The sequence below is a fragment of the Pseudomonas sp. NFACC43 genome (assembly GCF_900119645.1).
In the GTDB taxonomy this organism is placed as follows: Bacteria; Pseudomonadota; Gammaproteobacteria; order Pseudomonadales; family Pseudomonadaceae; genus Aquipseudomonas.
This window is the reverse complement of record NZ_FPKK01000001.1, coordinates 196,179-213,253: the sequence shown is the minus strand read 5'-3', so window position 1 is coordinate 213,253 and position 17,075 is coordinate 196,179. Positions and strand designations below refer to the sequence as shown.

The 17,075-nt window shown below is 56.8% G+C and carries 13 protein-coding genes and 2 pseudogenes; 3 read left to right on the top strand and 12 right to left on the bottom strand.

Translation table 11 applies throughout. From position 1 onward, the window contains the following. Positions 1–4 precede the first annotated feature (4 nt). Together BT179_RS00860 and BT179_RS00855 are read left to right on the top strand one after the other, a co-directional pair. A complete protein-coding gene (locus BT179_RS00860; RefSeq protein ID WP_072430474.1) occupies positions 5–1,204 on the top strand; it encodes an MFS transporter in 1,200 nt (399 codons plus the stop codon). A gap of 100 nt (positions 1,205–1,304) precedes the next feature. Next, positions 1,305–2,219, top strand: a complete 915-nt coding sequence (locus BT179_RS00855; RefSeq protein ID WP_072430475.1) for a LysR family transcriptional regulator — start codon at positions 1,305–1,307, stop codon at positions 2,217–2,219. 99 nt (positions 2,220–2,318) lie between these two features. Here BT179_RS00855 and BT179_RS00850 read toward each other — a convergent pair whose 3' ends face one another. Further along, positions 2,319–2,618, bottom strand: coding sequence for a hypothetical protein (locus BT179_RS00850; RefSeq protein WP_072394550.1), 300 nt, complete (start codon positions 2,616–2,618; stop codon positions 2,319–2,321). Between the two features lie 333 nt (positions 2,619–2,951). Here BT179_RS00850 and BT179_RS00845 point away from each other — a divergent pair. After that, positions 2,952–3,092: pseudogene (locus tag BT179_RS00845) on the top strand (DUF4113 domain-containing protein); the annotation flags it as partial. A gap of 218 nt (positions 3,093–3,310) precedes the next feature. Here BT179_RS00845 and BT179_RS00840 read toward each other — a convergent pair. The 11 genes and pseudogenes from BT179_RS00840 to BT179_RS00795 all read right to left on the bottom strand — a co-directional run bounded on the left by BT179_RS00840 (position 3,311) and on the right by BT179_RS00795 (position 17,027). Then, on the bottom strand, positions 3,311–5,476 hold the full coding sequence (locus BT179_RS00840) for an NACHT domain-containing protein (RefSeq protein WP_083568871.1): 2,166 nt from the start codon (positions 5,474–5,476) through the stop codon (positions 3,311–3,313). After that, entirely contained in the window at positions 5,473–5,982 is a 510-nt protein-coding gene (locus BT179_RS26350; protein ID WP_143148672.1) for a hypothetical protein, read from the bottom strand. The genes BT179_RS00840 and BT179_RS26350 overlap by 4 nt, the downstream gene beginning before the upstream one ends. A 457-nt stretch (positions 5,983–6,439) precedes the next feature. After that, complete coding sequence (locus tag BT179_RS00835) at positions 6,440–7,003, bottom strand: NADAR family protein (protein WP_072430572.1); 564 nt, start codon at positions 7,001–7,003, stop codon at positions 6,440–6,442. 392 nt (positions 7,004–7,395) lie between these two features. Further along, complete coding sequence (locus BT179_RS00830) at positions 7,396–9,087, bottom strand: thiamine pyrophosphate-binding protein (protein ID WP_072430478.1); 1,692 nt, start codon at positions 9,085–9,087, stop codon at positions 7,396–7,398. 141 nt (positions 9,088–9,228) lie between these two features. Then, positions 9,229–9,984: an aldehyde dehydrogenase gene (locus BT179_RS00825; protein ID WP_072430479.1), complete on the bottom strand. Its 756-nt coding sequence runs from the start codon at positions 9,982–9,984 to the stop codon at positions 9,229–9,231. Positions 9,985–10,266: 282 nt separating this feature from the next. Beyond that, positions 10,267–10,776: pseudogene (locus tag BT179_RS00820) on the bottom strand (aldo/keto reductase); the annotation flags it as partial. 346 nt (positions 10,777–11,122) lie between these two features. Further along, entirely contained in the window at positions 11,123–12,631 is a 1,509-nt protein-coding gene (locus BT179_RS27085) for an amino acid ABC transporter permease/ATP-binding protein (protein WP_072394565.1), read from the bottom strand. Between the two features lie 106 nt (positions 12,632–12,737). After that, on the bottom strand, positions 12,738–13,541 hold the full coding sequence (locus BT179_RS00810) for an ABC transporter substrate-binding protein (protein ID WP_072430573.1): 804 nt from the start codon (positions 13,539–13,541) through the stop codon (positions 12,738–12,740). Positions 13,542–13,615: 74 nt separating this feature from the next. After that, complete coding sequence (locus tag BT179_RS00805) at positions 13,616–14,668, bottom strand: isopenicillin N synthase family dioxygenase (RefSeq protein WP_072430480.1); 1,053 nt, start codon at positions 14,666–14,668, stop codon at positions 13,616–13,618. A 13-nt stretch (positions 14,669–14,681) separates the two neighbouring features. Continuing rightward, the gene (locus BT179_RS00800; RefSeq protein ID WP_072394570.1) at positions 14,682–15,533 is read right to left on the bottom strand and encodes a sugar phosphate isomerase/epimerase family protein; all 852 of its coding nucleotides are present in this window, start codon (positions 15,531–15,533) and stop codon (positions 14,682–14,684) included. A gap of 315 nt (positions 15,534–15,848) precedes the next feature. Then, on the bottom strand, positions 15,849–17,027 hold the full coding sequence (locus BT179_RS00795; protein ID WP_072394573.1) for an MFS transporter: 1,179 nt from the start codon (positions 17,025–17,027) through the stop codon (positions 15,849–15,851). Positions 17,028–17,075 lie beyond the last annotated feature (48 nt).

Here is a 17,075-nt window from a genome sequence, read left to right as displayed (position 1 = left end):
CATCATGTTCATGGGCAATCCCGCCGCGACGGCCAAGGCCGAACAACCCGCTTCACTTTCCGGCCTGATGGTCGCGTTCCTGGCGTTCTGCTGCGGCGCGGTCGTGGCCAATCTTTATTACGCTCAGCCGATTGTCGAATTGATCGCGCCGCAAATTGGCCTGTCCAGCATCAATGCGAGCCTGATCGTGTCGCTGACGCAATTGGGCTACGCCCTGGGTTTATTGCTGCTGGTGCCATTGGCTGACCTTGCGGAGAACCGGCGCCTGGTGGTGGGCCTCACCCTCGCGTCGGGCGTTACCCTGTTGTGTGCCGGGCTGACGCACTCGCCGTCGATATTCCTCGTCTTGTCGCTGCTGATCGGCCTCACATCGGTAGCGGTGCAGATCCTGGTGCCCCTGGCGGCACACCTGGCTCCGGAAGCAACACGAGGCCGGGTGGTGGGCAACATCATGAGCGGCCTGTTGCTGGGCATCCTGCTGTCGCGTCCGCTGTCGAGCCTGTTGGTGGACGTGTTCGGCTGGCGCGGTGTCTTCTTCAGTGCGGCGGCGCTGATGGCTGTTATCGCCCTGATCACCGCCATTGCGCTGCCGCGTCGCGTACCGACGCATCGGGCGACTTATGCCGCATTGATCGGCTCGGTGTTTGCGCTGGCCCGGCGCCATTCGGTCCTGCGCCAACGTTCGTTGTATCAGGGATTGTTGTTCGCCAGCTTCAGCCTGTTCTGGACCCTGGCGCCCATCGAGCTGATGCGCCACCACGGTTTCAGCCAGGTGCAGATCGCGATCTTTGCGCTGGTAGGCGCCGTCGGTGCCGTGGCCGCGCCCATTGCCGGACGCTTGGCCGATGCAGGTCATGGCCGTCGCGGGACACTCGTTGCGCTGCTGTTGGCTCCGGCCTCCTTGTTGATTGCAGCGCTGCCCGGCAGTGGTTACATCTGGCTTGTCGTGTGCGCGGTGCTGCTGGATTTTGCCGTGCAACTGAACATGGTGCTGGGCCAACGCGAGGTGTATTCCATCGACCCGCACAGCCGGGCTCGATTGAATGCCGTGTACATGACCAGCATCTTCGTCGGCGGCGCCTTGGGATCGCTGGTGGCCAGCCCGCTCTATGAGCATTTCGGCTGGAGCCTCTCTGCGGTGGCGATCGCGTTGCTGCCTGCCTTGGCCCTGGTGATATTCATGAGTCGCAAGGCAGATGTCTGACCAACAGGCATCGAGGAGCGCGGCGAAGCACAGTCCTGCAAGACGGCGGGCGAACGGTCATGCACAATCAGCTCCGTTCCCTTTCGACCGGACTCCGCTGATGGACAAATTGCTGGCGTTGAAGATGTTTGTTGAAACCGTGCGTTGCGGCGGTTATTCCTCTGCGGCGCGCAAACTTGGAATCTCCACCTCTTCGGTGACACGCCAGGTGGCGGGCCTGGAAAGCGAGCTGGGCGCCAGCCTGCTTAACCGCACGACCCGCAACACCAGCGTGACCGTCGCCGGGCAAGCCTATTTTGAAAAAGCCGTGGCTATTCTGGAGGCCATCGATGAAGCCGATGCCGTGGTCGCCGACCGCGGCAGCGAGGCGCAAGGGCGCCTGCGGATCAGTGTCCCCGTCGAGTTTGGCCGGCGAATCATCGCGCCACATCTGGGCCGACTGCTCGACCGTCATCCGGGACTGGAAATCAGCGTGTCATTGAGCGATCAGGTCGGTGACCTGTTGAGCGAGCAGATCGATGTGTCCGTGCGCCTCGGCTCGTCGGTGGTCAGCGAGGACATCGTCAGCAAACGGGTAGGGGGCTTCCAGCGCTGGGTCGTCGCCAGCCCGGATTACCTGGGCCGTCACGCGGCGCTGAGTCATCCTAATGACTTGCTGGGGCACCAGTGCCTGCGCTTCGATTACGGTGGATCGCATCATCACTGGACGTTTCAGGGCGACGAGCAACCCCTTCAGCTCAACGTGCATGGCCGGTTGCAAAGCAACAACGCCGACATCTTGCGCGAGGCCGCAATCGCGGGCGGCGGGGTGGCTCTGCTGGCCGACTGGCTGGTGCGCGATGACGTCGCCGCAGGTCGACTGACACGGTTGCTGGAGCATTACGAAGTCAATCCGGGCAGTGCGAGCAGCTGCATCAATGCGCTGTATTTGCCCAATCACCGCGGCTCCAGCCGCATCAATGTGTTCATCGATTTTCTTGCGGAGATTCTCGCCTCTGATCGAATGGCCCAATAAGGGATATCGCCGAGATGTGTAGCGCCAGATCCTCAAGTGACGTACTGAGGACCTTAATGACTGGCCGATATTCCTCTTTTTATCACCGCTGCAGAGCGACTATTGATGGGTGTCCGCTTCCTCAGCCGGATAAAACTCGCCTTCCTTGCCCATCTTTGTCAGTCGTTCGCGCGCGATCCGCTCAACATGGGCCACTGCGGCCTGATCGTCAGGGTTGACCAACTGCAGGCACAGGCGTTGGACATTCTGATCGTGGGTGCCTTCGCTGAGCATTTCGTGGGTGAAGACTTGTGCGCCACGCCAGAGGCATAGCTGGGTATGAGTCCCGCCGAGCCATATCTCGTTGATTGATCTGAGGTCAGTGGTCGCCAGTTGATCCACGGTAATTGTCTTATCCATTGCGCTGTACCTTACCAATGATTGGTTACAGGTAGACTTACAGGCACAGCGGGTGTTCCCAACGTCGGCGGTTCAACCGCGCCAAGCCAAGGAGTGGCGAACCTCATAAAAAAGTGGACAGTATTTCCAGTAAATAAATCTGGCTCCTTCATTGCCGGTCCCTTTCATTGCCAACAGACCGCTATGGTCGAAGGCGGTCAGTGGCGAACGGCAGCTAACGACCCAGAGCTGCCTTTCTCGAAAGGCAGCTAACGGCCAAAAGCAGTCGTTCAGGAACGACTGGTTCCGGCCAATAGCCCCCATTCGAGCGTGTCTATAAAAAACGGTGCGATTCAGATCAGCAGTCGCTGGGGGAGGGGCACACTCCGTGCTGCCAGCGTCCCTACCAATCCCGATTGGGGTATGCGGCGGGAGATGATGAGCCAGAGTTACACGACGAAGCTTGATCAGCTTTGGAAGGTGTCCTGCAACTGAGGAAACCGTGGGGCAAAAATGGGGCAATGCGGACGCCAATCAATGCCATTTAATGCCAAGCGGCTTAATTGACAGCTGCAACTAAAAAGCCCCTACAGCCCTTGTTACTGGGGGCTGTAGGGCTTTTTTGCGTTAATACCCGAGCACAATCGAGATATGCAGCAGCCCAATGTACTTCTCGCTAACTGTTTCACTATCTCACTTTCATTGCCATAGGTTCATTGTTGCTCCCAATCTCTCGCTGCTGCTATTACATCATTTCGTACAGCTAGCGCTGATGGCTCGGATGCTGATAACAATGATTGTGGATCTCGAACATGATAGAGCAAGCTAGTAGGGCCGCTTACCTGTTTATGTACTTCGTCGAGTCTGCCATGTTGGCGTAAAATTTCAGATAATATTGGCCATTTCTCATCGATCAAAAACTCGCTAACAGGGTCTGGGTCTTGCTCCTCGTAACGGAAATAAAATTGTCGAATTGCACGGCGACATATTTTTTCGAAGAACTTGAAGAATACAAGGTCCTGATAAGGTTCTTCTTCAGTATCGCGATGTTGTTTTATCCAGTTGTCTACCTCGGCTGGGTTGTGTAGGGTCGTGATCTGATGGCCGTCTGTAAGATGAATAGTAGAAATGGCTGGTATGCTTTTGCCGAACCGAGTTAGCTCGTCAGCAATAAGCATTGTGATGCTTGTGCTTTCAAATTTAAGCTCGGAAAAGTCTGCTCCGCGCGCATCTAGACGATAAATTTCTGTGTTACTTATAGTGCATTTGTCTAAAATGCCTGTTAGCGAGCACTCGTTAATGTGTAGGTTATTAAGTTTGCGATCCTCGATTTCAAGACCTTTTACAAGAGAAGCGAGTAGGATGGCGGAACCATTTACGTGAAGTCTGTCGCTTGCAAAATCTTCGCTAAATTTAATTTCGAAAGCATTTAAGGCTGGCGCTAAGTCTTTTTCTCTGTCGGAAGCTAACACGTCCTGAAATACTTCGACAAAATCCACCCCAAACACGCCTCTGCGAAGAGCTAAGCCAATCTTTCTCTCGAAAAGGTCTTTTAATATCGATTTCGCTAGAAAGTGGTTGAGTATTTCGGAGTGAGGAAACTTACGCATCCTGCTGGATGCACCAGGTTCCATGAGGCCAAAGCTACCAGCCTTATGAGTTAGTTTTCTTACCTCGTCGCTGCTGAAGATACCATCAAAGCAAAGTTCGCACAGCAGACTCAGATATTCGATGTCGACTTCGCCTTGCTCGCGCTCTGCCATGTCGACTGCCGCATCTTCAAACATTCGAGAGAGCGCGTCACGAATTCGGTCAGATTCTCCGCCCAACATTTTTTGAATGAGGTTTGTTTCACGGTCGAGAAATCTGTCCACTAGAAAGTTTCGGACCGTTTTCGATTGACCTTGCTCCTTCCAGTTGGGGGTTTCAGCAAGGACACTAAGAAAGTACGGGCGCAAAGCATAAGAGTTGTGTTGGAGGATACTCTCGATTTCCTCAAGACTATCTTCAGTCCATCCATGTTCTTTGAGCCACAGCAGGGCCTGGCGTGGCTCTGCAAGTAAAAGGTGGAGCTGGGTGAGATCAATAGTTCCCTTGCTTGCCTCGAGTCTTTCGGAAAATCCTTGTTGATCAAAGAATGTATCCCGACCTGCGAGGATACAAACACCGAGGCCGGCAATTTCCGATAGGAAACTTTGTAATGCGTGCCAAGCATCATGGTATCCATCAGCATCAACCAACTCATCGAAGCCGTCGATTGCTATGTCTAATAATCCGCGACTTACCAAAATTGGCACTTGATCAAATGTGAAGCTGGCTCTGAGTTGTTGGGTGGCAGAAGCTAGTTCTGCTCTTAGGTTTGATAGTTTGGCGCCGCGGCTTCCGATGTAAAGGATAGGGGGGAAATCGCAGGAGTTTAAATACGACTGTGCTCGATCAACCGTTAAGCGCTGTAAAAATCTTGTCTTACCGATACCTGCCGGACCATCAAGTAACACAATGGAGGTTTTGGTTGATGATCTAGCTTTGAGAAGTTTTCTCAAATCTCCGTTGTCATGGAAAATTCCCTCCGTTTCTGGTGAGGAGAAATTAGGGGTGAGGAACGGCGCACTCCCTATCTCTGCGAGCATACGGCTTTGGGTGGCGGCCATGCCCTTCAAATCTGCAAATTCGCTAGAGGCTAATAGTGAATTTATATTTGGGTAGTTTAGCTTTGTTGATAGTGATTTTATGGATTCTGTTTTTCTATTTAAAGAATACTGTTTCTGAGATCCGTCTTTGAACATTTCTATAAGATAGCAATCATTGCTTTCTTGAATTGATAGTTCAGTTGCTGGGTCTGAGAACGGTCCGAAGATGTCCGTGAGTACGTTAATCACTGGAGTGTCTTCCTTCTGCGAATTAGGTCGGCCGTTTGTAGATGGGAGTTATCAGAAGGACGTATGATACGTGCCAGCATTATATTGGCCCCCCAGCGCTCTGCTGTAATAACACCGGGTAATAGATCGTCGTCGTCGCCAATTACAAGGTAAATTGCGTCCCTCTCTTGGCGTACCGAAGTCAATAGGTCACTTACGAGTGCAGTGTCGACCATTTTCTGCTCGTCTTTGTCGCTTTCCTCTCTTCTTCTAAGAGTGTCAAAGAGAATGCCTCTTTTGCCGCCGCACAGTAGGTTGTTGCCGAATACAATTTCTGGGGCAAAAGAGCAGGCCCCGATCCTTCGGCTCAACGAGCTTGCAGCCGATAGTTTTTCAAATGCAATAAGATCTGAAGTCTTGGTTTTGCCACGGTGCCATCCGTGGTATATTCGATATGTTATACGGTAATTGGCAGTTTTATCCGCTTCATGAAGTAATTCTGAAATGAATTCTTGTAGTTCGAGCATTGATGTCAGGTTTTGAGTTTGCCCTGACCTTCTTATAGATGGTTTGACTATTCGTCTCGCTGTATCCCAGTCTATAAATGTCCTAACTTGCGTCATGCCACGAGTTCTCATAAGCGTCCTGCTATCAATCGCTGATTGGCTGTAGGAGGCGTAAAAATTACGCGGATGATGGCAATCTGTCTACTCGGATTCGATACGGCCTGGAGCAGGTGAATCGCCCCTGCTTCTGTAGACGCCTTCAAGCATGCGCTGCTAAGCCTATGAAACTGTCCGCTTCTGGCCGATTTCTGCCGGTGGCGACAGGCAGAAAACGGCCAGAAGCAGCCGCCTGAAGGTGTCGACAAAAATTCGGGCGACTCAGCTTCTGTTGGTTGACGCGCTTTCTTGATAAGGTCGCATGCAATAAGCCCTGTCGTTCGCCAAGGCTTTTGCGCTTTTCGTGAGCAAGGTCAGGACACTACCTTGGAGCAGGCATATCAGTCCCGTCCCGCACCTGCATCAGCGCAAATCCCAGCAGATTCAAGCCTTTCCACAGATTCGGATTGTTCGCATCCGCGCTGTCCTGTGCGAGCCCTATACCCCAGATGTTATCAACCGGGCTGGCTTCGACAATAACCCGCGAACCGGTTTGTAGAAGAAAATCGTTCAACTGCGGATTCTGGGAGAACTTGGCCTGGTTCGCTCGAACGACGATGTCGTATCGGTGTTGCAGCCAAACCTTATCATTGAATCCGCGCACGTTGCGGCCAAGCGCTTTGGCGGCATTTGGAGTAGGCGTGTGGAGCACCTGCGCACGAATATCCTGATCGTCGAACAAGGCCGCTTTCTCGGCCATCATGTAGTGTTCGGCTGTCGGGTAATGTTGCCCGTCGACAATGAACCCGGCCTCGAACCATTGGCTGAAGCACGAAGCCGTGACGCCAGTTTTACTACGCTGGTGCCCCCAGAAAAACGTAAAGCTCAGACATTCTCCAGAGTTGAAACGAGCGCACAGTTTTTTCAGGTGTTCAGAGTCGTCCAATGACATATCCTCGCTTATTGAAGATCAAAGCTACAGCTATTGTGCTGACCAAGGCAACCACGAAGCTTGGTGGATCGAACGTCTACAGATTGGGAATAATTGCACCTCTTCAACCTGATCAAGATCAACCGATGAAAGCTCAGATGAGCTTGGCAAGGCTTGTGAGCAGTTTTCGAAGGAGTACAAGGCCCGATTCATACGGACACGCTGACGGTTATCCGAACACGATAGGGCGTGGGCTTTTGATCGTCCCATGAGGAAGGCTGGCGTCAATAGATAAGGTGATAGCTGCGAAGGCCCGGTGCAAGCTCATCATCCATGATGTCGATCGCGGTCGCTGATGAGGGCTGCAGTTTTCATGGGGCCGCGCCAAAGGTGAACGGCCGTTAGCTTCAAGCCATGATCGGTAATTCGATGAGGTTGGGACGGCCTGAGCGAATGCCATCCTCGACCGCTTCAGCGATATCGCCGGCGCGCTCGACCCTGCGCGAAGCGACCCCCAGGGAGGAGGCGAGGGCCTGGAAGTCGATGGCCGGGTCCCGGATGTCCATGCCGATGAACTGGTTCGTACCGGCACTTCGGTAGTGCGCCTGGCTACGCGCGTAGTTTTTCAGGATGTTGTATTCGCCATTGTTCATGACCACAAAGGTGACGGGCAAACGCTCGTGTGCCGCTGTCCAAAGCGCTTGGGGGGAGTACATCGCCGAGCCATCGCCGACCAGGCAGACCACCGGGGTGCGGTCCAGGCCAAGGGATGTACCGACAGCCGCCGGCATGCCCCATCCAAGGATGGCGCTGCGTGTAAACAGGTACTGGCGGGCCGAATGCGAATCCAGGCAAGCACGCACATGAGCGATGGTGACCGGCGCTTCGTCGACGATCCACACATCAGGGCCGATTGCCCGGACAGCTTCATGGGCCGCAACGAAAGGCGTGGTCACGGGCGCATTGAATTCGCGCTTCGCGCGCTCGGCCACTGCGATTCGGCGAGTACTGCGCTCGTGCGCAGCGACATTTCGCAGCGTCGCGATGGCCTGGCTGTGTGGGGCCAGCATCTGATCCAGTAACGGCAGCAACAACTGCAAGGACAGCTTGATGTCGCCTATCAATCCCAGCGCCGTTCCATGCACTCTGCCCAGTTGGTGGCCATCGCCGGTCAATTGAATGAGACGGCAATGAGGGGGAATCGCCGGGCCTTGCGAGTATTGGTAACTGATCAGCGAATGACCGCCGAGAAGCAAGACCGCATCGAAGTCAGCGAACGTTTCGCGGATATCGGCAGCTTTGGGCGACAAGGCTCCGCGCCATTGAGGATGAGCGGTGGGGAAGGGGATATGCCCGGGCCAGGATGGCCCGAAGACTGGCGCGCCGAGTGCTTCGGCGAGTCTCACCACTTCCACTTGCGCATTCGACTGGGAGACCTCCTCCCCGACGATAATCGCCAGACGGCCCGGAGCAACCGTCGCTAAGGCCTCAGCCAACGGGTCAATCGCCGCGGTCACCGCTCCTCGTTCGATTCGCGACGGCTGGCCAGCATCGGCATCGGTGTGCTGCTCCATCACGTTGATCGGCAGCGAAAGGAAAACCGGGCCGGTCGGCCCCGTGCGGCAGTCCTGAAGAGCGCGACGCAGCAGCATCGGGATATGCTCGGGGTGCTGGATTTCCTCCGCCCATTTGACGCTCGGTCGGGCCAGGCTGACCAGATCACCATGAAGCAGCGGGTCGGTCACGCCATGGCGGGTATCCTGTTGGCCCGCGGTGATCACCAGCGGCGTGTTCGCCATCTTCGCGTTCAGGATGGCGCCCATCGCATTGCCAAGGCCTCCTGCTGTATGGAGGTTGACGAAACCGGGGCGGCCGGATGCCTGGGCATAACCGTCGGCCATCGCCACGACCGAGGCCTCCTGGAGGCCGAGCACGTAGTGAATATCGGAGACGCCCGAGAGCGCATCGAGCAAAGGCAGCTCCGTTGTTCCCGGATTGCCGAAGACATGGCGGACGCCTTCCCTGCGCAGTACTTCCACGAACAGGTTCGCGCCGCGTTGCCCACGGAGGCTGGACGGGACACAGGGAGTTGAAGGCATGGCGCGAAACCTCACTTGTCTGGAAGAGATAATCTACCCTGCTTTCGTGGCTATCGGATTGCCAAATGGCAGTGCACCACTGGTGTGGCGGCGACGCTGAAAGCCCTGGCGCCGGGTTTGATTTGAAGCCCGTCAGTGGATTTAACGTCCGCCCACTCTTTCGAGCGACTGGCTTTTGAGCGGCAAATCGCTGGTACGCTTGTCCGAGGCTTTGCGAATCGCATCGCACAAGGCCCGGACGATGGGGACATAGCTCAGCTGGCTGGGCTGGCAGGCCTGGAGCGCACCCGTTGGGTTGATCAAATGTACCGCGATGTGCCCTGGCAGCCATGAGACGAGTGGCCAGCGGGAGCGTTGGGCGATCGTCGGGCACAGATCCGCCGCCGTCACACCAAATTCAGAAGATGCCACGAGTGCGACCCCCATCATGCATGCGCCTTCCAGCTGGGCGCGTAGGCGACCGGGTTTTTCTACAGTGCCCAGGTCAGCGACAAACACCGTGTCATGCACAATCAAGCGCCCCTCGTCGCTCAGCTCGACATCGAGTACCGCGGCCATGCAAGTCTGCGCATCGTAATGTGCGGCGATGCCCTGGGTTCGGCGACCGCCTGAGGGCTTGCCCCAATGGCTTCTCATGGCCGCTTCGGTGATGACGCTACGCATTCGCCTGGCATCGAAACCTGAGCGTTGCGCGGCACCGTCGGCCCGTGCTGATACCGAATCGATCAGGGAAAGCAGGTAGTCTTGTTGATCGAGCCTGCATGCAGGGTCCTGTGCGGCCATGAACCGCTGTTCGGCGCGCAGGCGAAGCAACAGGTCCTTCCGGTCCAGGATACCGTCTGGCGATGGCCAGATGAATTGATCAAGTGCGCTGTCGTGCCCGTCAGGGTGGTTCATTTGCGTTTCTCCTTCCGGCTGATGACAAGAGCTCCGGCAAAAAGCAACCAAGGGGGCGGAATCTCTGGTTAAGCCAGGTTCCTGCGGGAGCGGGCAGGCTCGCTCCCGCAGGTTCACGATGGCGCCGCAGGAGCAATCCTGGCATTACTTTAGGCGCAACGATCTGACGTCAGGGTGACGGGAGGCTGACAGGAACATGTCAGGCGATAAGGGGGGCAGGGCAGGTGATGCATACAGTTGAGTCTGGCTTTCTTGTCGTCGGCTTGCATCACCCACCCACGTTCAAGCCACGATCTGCGCTGCTGCGCGAGCCCAAGGGGCCGCTGTCCTTGCTGGCATCGAAGCAGACAAACTGCTAACGGTGTCGAGCCGATGAATCTGCTCGGCTGACAGTTCAACCGACAGGGCTGCGAGGTTGTCGGCCAACTGCTCAACCGAGCGCGGGCCGATGATGGGCAACGACCCGTGCGTGCCGGACCAGGCGATGGCGATCTGACCGGGGCTGACGCCCAGTTCGTTGGCGATGGCGATCACCGTGTCGAGGACCTGTGTGCGCTGCTCGCTATTCTCTGCCTGGAACACCTTGCCACCGAGGCCCTCGGCGCGTCCTTTCTCGCCCTTGCGGTACTTACCGGTCAGCATGCCTGCGCCGAGTGGCGACCAAGTGACGATACCCAATCCCAACGCATGCGAAGCCGGGAACAGATCAGCCTCGAACCCACGGACAATTTCCTCGCCAGGCGTGACATTATCCGGCCAATGTGACCAATAGAGATCGATGCGATCGGTTCTGGAGGATGCATATTTCATGGTTCACCATTGATCAAGTCGCAGCGATATTGTCAGACAGTGTCGGCGCAAAGGCCTTGGCGTCGCAGTTGTACGCGGATAACGGGTGGGCCAGGATCGGTCTCGGTCTTGGCCATGAGAGGTCCCCTGTGTGATTGCGGGATGATCGAAGATCAGGCAGGTGGTTGTCGCGTGCGCATACGGTTTGCCATCGGGGCCAATGATCCGAGATCCGGATGAGTCCTCATCAGAATGACTCGCCAGCAGCTTCGCAACGCATAACGTGGGTGGGAATCGGCGTGCTTGACGAATTTTCCATCTCGAGTGCCAGGAGCCAATCACACCGAGTTCAAACCCTCATGAATTTCCTGATTCTCTCGCCGCACTGGTCAGCTCGGATCATCCCAGGCTCCGCATCCAGTTTGACCAGGCCGTCCTCCATGAAAACCACCCTGTCGGAAATTGACATGGCGAAGTCCATTTCATGGGTCACGATCAACATGGTCATGCCTTCTTTTGCCAGGTCGCTGATCACCTTGAGCACATCGCCGACCAGTTCCGGGTCAAGGGCTGAAGTAGGTTCATCGAACAGCATGATGTGGGGATCCATCGCCAATGCGCGGGCGATTGCCACCCGTTGTTGCTGACCGCCTGACAACTGATGCGGATACTTTTGCGCGTGAGCCAGCAACCCTACTTTGTCCAGCAGAGCGTAGGCGCGCTGCTCGCTGATGGACTTGTCGCGGCCGTGATAACGCGGGGCGAGGGTGACATTGTCGAGAATGGTGCGATGGGGAAACAGGTTGAAGCTCTGGAACACCATGCCGATGCGCTGTATCCCACGGCGTACTGGGTGCGTGTTGGTGTTGTCACCGGCGTTGATATAGCTTTCGCCGAATAGAATGATCTCGCCCTGGTCGATGTTTTCCAAGGCGTTGATGGTCCGAATCAGTGAGGTTTTCCCCGATCCCGACGGACCGATAATGGAGATCACCTGGCCCACGTTGACATCAAGGTTGATGCCCTTGAGCACGACGTGCTGGCCGTAGCGCTTGTGAATGTCAACCAGCTGCAGGGCGGGTGCCGAACCAGGCCCTGGCGCTGTACGAGCGTCTGCCGGAGAGGTCACCGCCCGTACCGCGCGAAGACGCCGCAGGCTGATGTCATCCAGCGTCTGTGGTTTGCGGTTGTTGAGCTCCAGGTGTTGCTCCAGCCAATGAAACAGCCAGCCGAGCACGGTCACGATCAGCACATAATACACCGCCACAGCCGACAGGGTTTCCATGACCAGGAAGTTTTGCGCGTAAAGGCGCTGGCCCACGGTCAACAGTTCGGTCAAGGAAATCACCGAGACCAGCGAGGTCAGCTTCACCACTGTGATGTATTCATTGATCAGGGTCGGCAGGGAAATGCGGAACGCCTGCGGGATCACGATCAGGCGCTGCAGACCGATCAGGCCGATGCCCAGTGCACGGCCGGCTTCTTTCTGGCCTTTGGCAACGGATATCAAGCCGCCCCGATGAATTTCCGCCATGTACGCCGCCTCGGTCACCACCAGTGCGAACAGGCCGGAATAGAACGGGTTGGACAGTACGCCACGGGTGACCGGGAACATCTGCGGCAGGTTATAGACGAACACCACCAGTACGAGCAGCGGCACGCTGCGAAAGAACCAGATATAAACCGACGCCGGCACGCTGATCCAACGCGTGGCCGAAAGCTTGGCCGACGCCAGCAGGAAGCCCAGCAGCATGCCGATGAACCAGGCCAGCGTGCTGAGTTCCACCACCGTAATGCAGGCTTTCCAGAAGTCCGAGACCGAAAACAGAGAAAAGAAGTAGGGCCATTCAAATTGCATGTGTACCTCCAACTGCTGGCGTCGACGGAGGCTTCACCTATGCCGGGCAGTCAAGCGAACGCCGCCGACTGTGGGAGCGGCCTCGCTCCCACAGGGCTGCATTGAGTCAGTTAGTCGGTTCTTCCAGGTTGTATTTCTTCAACAGGGCGGCGTATTCACCCGACGCTTTCGTCGCGTCAAAAGCCTTGAGCAGCGCCTGATAGAGCGCGTCGTTGTCCTTTTTGACGTAGATCCCCAGCGTCTGTTGATAGATCGAGTGATCGGTGCTGATCACAACCCGGCCTTTGGTGCGTTCTGCGATCATGCCGGCGGCGCCGTCGATCTCCACCTGAGCCTGCACGTTGCCGGAGAGCAGCGCCTGGGTCACTTCAGGGGCGGACGGGAATTCGCTGACCATGACCGCGCCCTTGTTATTCGGGACGCAGTAATCGGTCGAGAGTTTGTTGAATTGCGTGACCCAAGTGGTGCCTTTTTCCAGGCCGACTTTCAGGCCGCAGAGGTCTTGCGGTACTTTCGGTTTCAGCGGGCTGTCCTTGAGCACCATGATCGCTGCGCCGGTCTTGGCGTATGGGATGGTTTGCGCCTGAGTCTGCCGTTGGGGGGTGATGTACATGCCCGAGATGATCGCGTCATAGTGACCGGCGTTCAGGCTCAGAAGCAGGTTGGGAAATTTGGTGTCAACGAAGTCGGCCTTGAGGTCCAGATGTTTGGCGAGTAATCGCGCCAGTTCGGGGTCGGAGCCGACGACATTCTTTTGTTCGTCGTAAGATTCGAAGGGCGGATAGGTGATTTCCATGCCGACCTTGAGGACGCCGGGTGTCACCGTCGTGGCTGCGTGGGCTCCTGCCGCACCGAGGATCGCGAAGGCCAGCAGGGACAAGCGGACAGCAATATTCATTGGATTGCGCATCATCGGTGACTCCACGTCGAAAAAGTAGGATTGGACTGGTTTGAAACAGGGTTGTCTTGGAACGGTCGGGGGCATCAGGACGCTTCCTGCGTCTGGTTCTTCAAGTGACCGAAGCTCGAAGGCTTGCGTGCGCGCTCATACAGTTTGAGTTCGCCGCGTTCGACTTTGCGGCGCAGGTATTGATAGGTTTGCAACGCTTGGCCAAACATGTGCTCACCGATGGTGATTTCCTCGTAATCCTTACCGCCTTCAAGAAACTGCGGCAGTGGCTTGATTTGCGTATGGAAGTCGCAGGCATAGAAGAGTGGGAACGAGTAGCGCTCTTCGCTGACGGTTCGCACTCGGTGAGCCGTAGCAACGAATGTGCCCGCGGTCATGACCTCCAGCATGTCGCCGATGTTGACCACAAACGTACCGTCCATGGGCGGCGCATCAATCCATTGCCCCTGATCGTTCATCACCTCGAGGCCTGGCTTGTCGGCAAGCAAAATGGTGAAGCATTCGTAGTCGGTATGGGCACCAATGCCGGGCGCGTCTTGAGCCGCCAGGTCAAATGGGTAGTGGATCAGGCGCAGTTTCGACGGTGGGCGAGTCACCATTGCCTCGAAATAGTCCTCCTCCAGGCCCAAAGCGAGCGCGAACCCCTTGAACAAGCGCCGACCTAATGCAAACACCGCGGCGTAGTAGGCTTCGACGGCGGGGCGGAAACCCGGCAGGTCCGGCCATTCGTTGGCCCCGATCAGTGGCGTGCCGGCAATCACCAGCGGATCGTCTTCGCTCACTTCGAAACCGATATCGAAAGCTTCCTTGTGATCGGGTTTGCCTTTGGCATAGACCTCTTCACCTTCAGGCACAAAACCCTTGTGGCTGCGTGAAGTGCCGATGTAATGCTGCATTTTGTATTCAAGCGATTGGGCAAACAGGTTCTTCGCCGCTTGACGCAAGCCGTCGATCAGTGACGACTCGATGCCGTGGTTCTTGATGTACAGGAAACCGACTGCGCGGGCGGCGTTACCCAGTTCTTCGGCCACCGCCTGTCGCTGGGTGAGGTCGTCGCTGTACAGCCCGGCGATATCCACCACCGGAATGCGATTGAAGTTGGCGGTCGTGGGCGTTTTGTCAGGCATGAGTGGGCGCTCCTTATCGGGTTGAGGTGCAGGCGAAACGCCGAAAATGCTCGCGCTCGGTGGTTGCCATCCACACGTTCAGCGACCACAGATCAGCCACCGGCACGTTGGTGAAGGGCAGGTGATGCAGGTAGCCGTCGGCGCCGAACTCCGGTGTCAGCGTGCTGACCTGATACCCGCGTTTTTCCTGGGATCGCCAGATGGCCTCCCAATGTTGTTGATGGAAGGCAAGCGCTTGGCTGTACTCGGGGGCGGCGGGGTGGGGCACTTGCGGTCCCTGGTCGTATCCGACTCGGGCTTGAATATGGTGAACGCGTTCGACGAAGGTGCTGAGATCGTCTTCCGGATCGTTGAGCAGGCGCTCGCAGGTGACGACCCAATGACTGATGTCGCTGGTGAAGCGCAGGTCCGGCAGTTGACGAATCAACTCGAGGGTGACCCAGGGGTTGAATAACGAGCGAGCGCGATGGGTTTCGAAGGCGCACACCTGGCCATGCTTGCGCGCGAGGTCCATCGCGCGGCCAAAGAAGTCGACTTGCTGTGCCAGGGGCCAGCGATCGTTGCCAGCCAGCAGATTGATGAAGCGCGGTGCCAACTCAGCCGCCCAACCGAGTTTCTTGTCGAGGTCCAGAAGGTGTTCGTCGGGAGTTGCCGACTGCTCCGGCAGAACGTCGTAGGCGCTGAAGACGGTGCTGATATAACTGACTTTGTTGATGCGTAGAAAGGCTGCGAACTCGGCACGTTCGCTGGCGGTCATGGGCAGGCGGGCTTCCATGCCATCGAACCCTGCTTCAAGCAACTCGTCGAGCGCTTGTGCCTTGCTCGCTGTGTAGCCCCACAACGTTCGGAATATTTCCAACTTCATCGATCTGCTCCAAAGGTTCCTTCGCATGATTGACACGGCGACGTTGCGGCTAACCGAAACGCACAACGAACGGCAGTGACAATCAGGAAAGGCAATCTTCGGGCCGGATCTCTATGGAAGGCTCCTTTGTTGCGGTCAATAGTAGGGAGGGGCGGTTGACGGAAAAAATAGGGAAGCGCAAAAAGATAGTTCAGAGATTTCTAAACTATTGATCACTGGTCGCTGCCCTGATCGTCAGTCATGGATCCGATGTTCCGGAACCTGGCGTTGCTCACGCCGCCGAGCCGTCTTACAGCAAGAATGCCGTTCCATGAATCACTTCTGCACGGCCGCCACCCGACGCCCGCTCATGAAACACAGCAGCCCGCCCATCGCAGTCAAGGCGCTCAAGGCATAGAACATCGTCGGTGCCGGGGTTTGTATCAGCAGGTACCCGCAGATCACCGGGCTCAGGGCGCCGCCCAGGGCGGCCAGGTTCTGGGCGCCGTAGTAGCTGCCGCGCAGTTCTTCCGGGGCCAGGGTATCGACGAAGAGAAATTCGGCCGGGTAGATGATCATTTCACCGAGCGTGAAAATGAACATCGCCACGCACCAACTCAGCATGTCGTCCGCCAGGCTGAATCCGATCAGGCCAAGCATGAACAGGCTGGTGCCCGCAGCGATCCAGTAGCGCAGCTTCTCGCGGTCGAGGAACCGGCCGATCTGGTATTGCAGCACAATCACCGTGATTGCGTTGCAGGCGAGCAGGGCGGCCATGATCTCCAGTGCACGCTTGGCGTCGTGAGTGACCAGCAGGTATTGCGACAGATAGAGCGTGAAGCGCCCGTGCACCACGGTGCTGAGCAGGCAGCCGCAGGTGAACATGATCAGCGTGCGGTCGTTCTTCAGGGTCTTCAACGTCTTGAGAAAGCTGGGCGGTGGGCCAAGGGCCGCTGTCGGCGTTCCATCGCTGGGGATTCCCATCATCAGAAAGACGCTGAAGAACGCGATGCCTGCGGCGATCAGGAATGGCGCAATCGGGTAGACCCCCGCAATCACCACGCCGAGCATGGGACCGGTGGCGTAGCCGATGTTGGTCAGGGTGTAGCGCAGGGAAAACGCTTTGGCGCGCTGGCCGATGGGCAGGTTTTCGCTGAGGATCGCTTTGGAGCCGATCAGAAACAGGGCTGACGCGGTCTCGGTGATCACCACGGTCAAGGTAGTCAGGTAAAGGTTTTCGGCAAAGGTCAGCAGGACGAAACCCACGGCGCTGGAGAGCATCGCCAGGATCAGCAGCCGGCGCTTCTCCAGGCGGTCGATGATGTAGCCACCGTACAAGGCCAGCAGGGTGGCGATGAACACCGCGATGCCCAGCAGCAAGCCGACATCTTGTTGATTGAGGCCCAGCTTGTTGCTCAGAAACAGCGTAAGCAACGGGCTGGTGATGGCGCGGCTCACCACAATGGTCAGCGAAACGATCATCAAGCGTCGAATGACGAGGGAGTAAGTGGCCACGAGGTGCAAATGTCCTTATTCAGATTGTTGGCGTGCACCGCGATGACG

What these genes read in the sequence shown, in the direction of transcription:
- BT179_RS00860 (WP_072430474.1), top strand. Translation starts at nt 5, where the DNA reads ATGTTCATGGGCAATCCCGCCGCGACGGCCAAGGCCGAACAACCCGCT.
- BT179_RS00855 (WP_072430475.1), top strand. Translation starts at nt 1,305, where the DNA reads ATGGACAAATTGCTGGCGTTGAAGATGTTTGTTGAAACCGTGCGTTGC.
- BT179_RS00850 (WP_072394550.1), bottom strand. Translation starts at nt 2,618, where the DNA reads ATGGATAAGACAATTACCGTGGATCAACTGGCGACCACTGACCTCAGA.
- BT179_RS26350 (WP_143148672.1), bottom strand. Translation starts at nt 5,982, where the DNA reads ATGCTCGAACTACAAGAATTCATTTCAGAATTACTTCATGAAGCGGAT.
- BT179_RS00830 (WP_072430478.1), bottom strand. Translation starts at nt 9,087, where the DNA reads ATGCCTTCAACTCCCTGTGTCCCGTCCAGCCTCCGTGGGCAACGCGGC.
- BT179_RS00825 (WP_072430479.1), bottom strand. Translation starts at nt 9,984, where the DNA reads ATGAACCACCCTGACGGGCACGACAGCGCACTTGATCAATTCATCTGG.
- BT179_RS27085 (WP_072394565.1), bottom strand. Translation starts at nt 12,631, where the DNA reads ATGCAATTTGAATGGCCCTACTTCTTTTCTCTGTTTTCGGTCTCGGAC.
- BT179_RS00810 (WP_072430573.1), bottom strand. Translation starts at nt 13,541, where the DNA reads ATGCGCAATCCAATGAATATTGCTGTCCGCTTGTCCCTGCTGGCCTTC.
- BT179_RS00805 (WP_072430480.1), bottom strand. Translation starts at nt 14,668, where the DNA reads ATGCCTGACAAAACGCCCACGACCGCCAACTTCAATCGCATTCCGGTG.
- BT179_RS00800 (WP_072394570.1), bottom strand. Translation starts at nt 15,533, where the DNA reads ATGAAGTTGGAAATATTCCGAACGTTGTGGGGCTACACAGCGAGCAAG.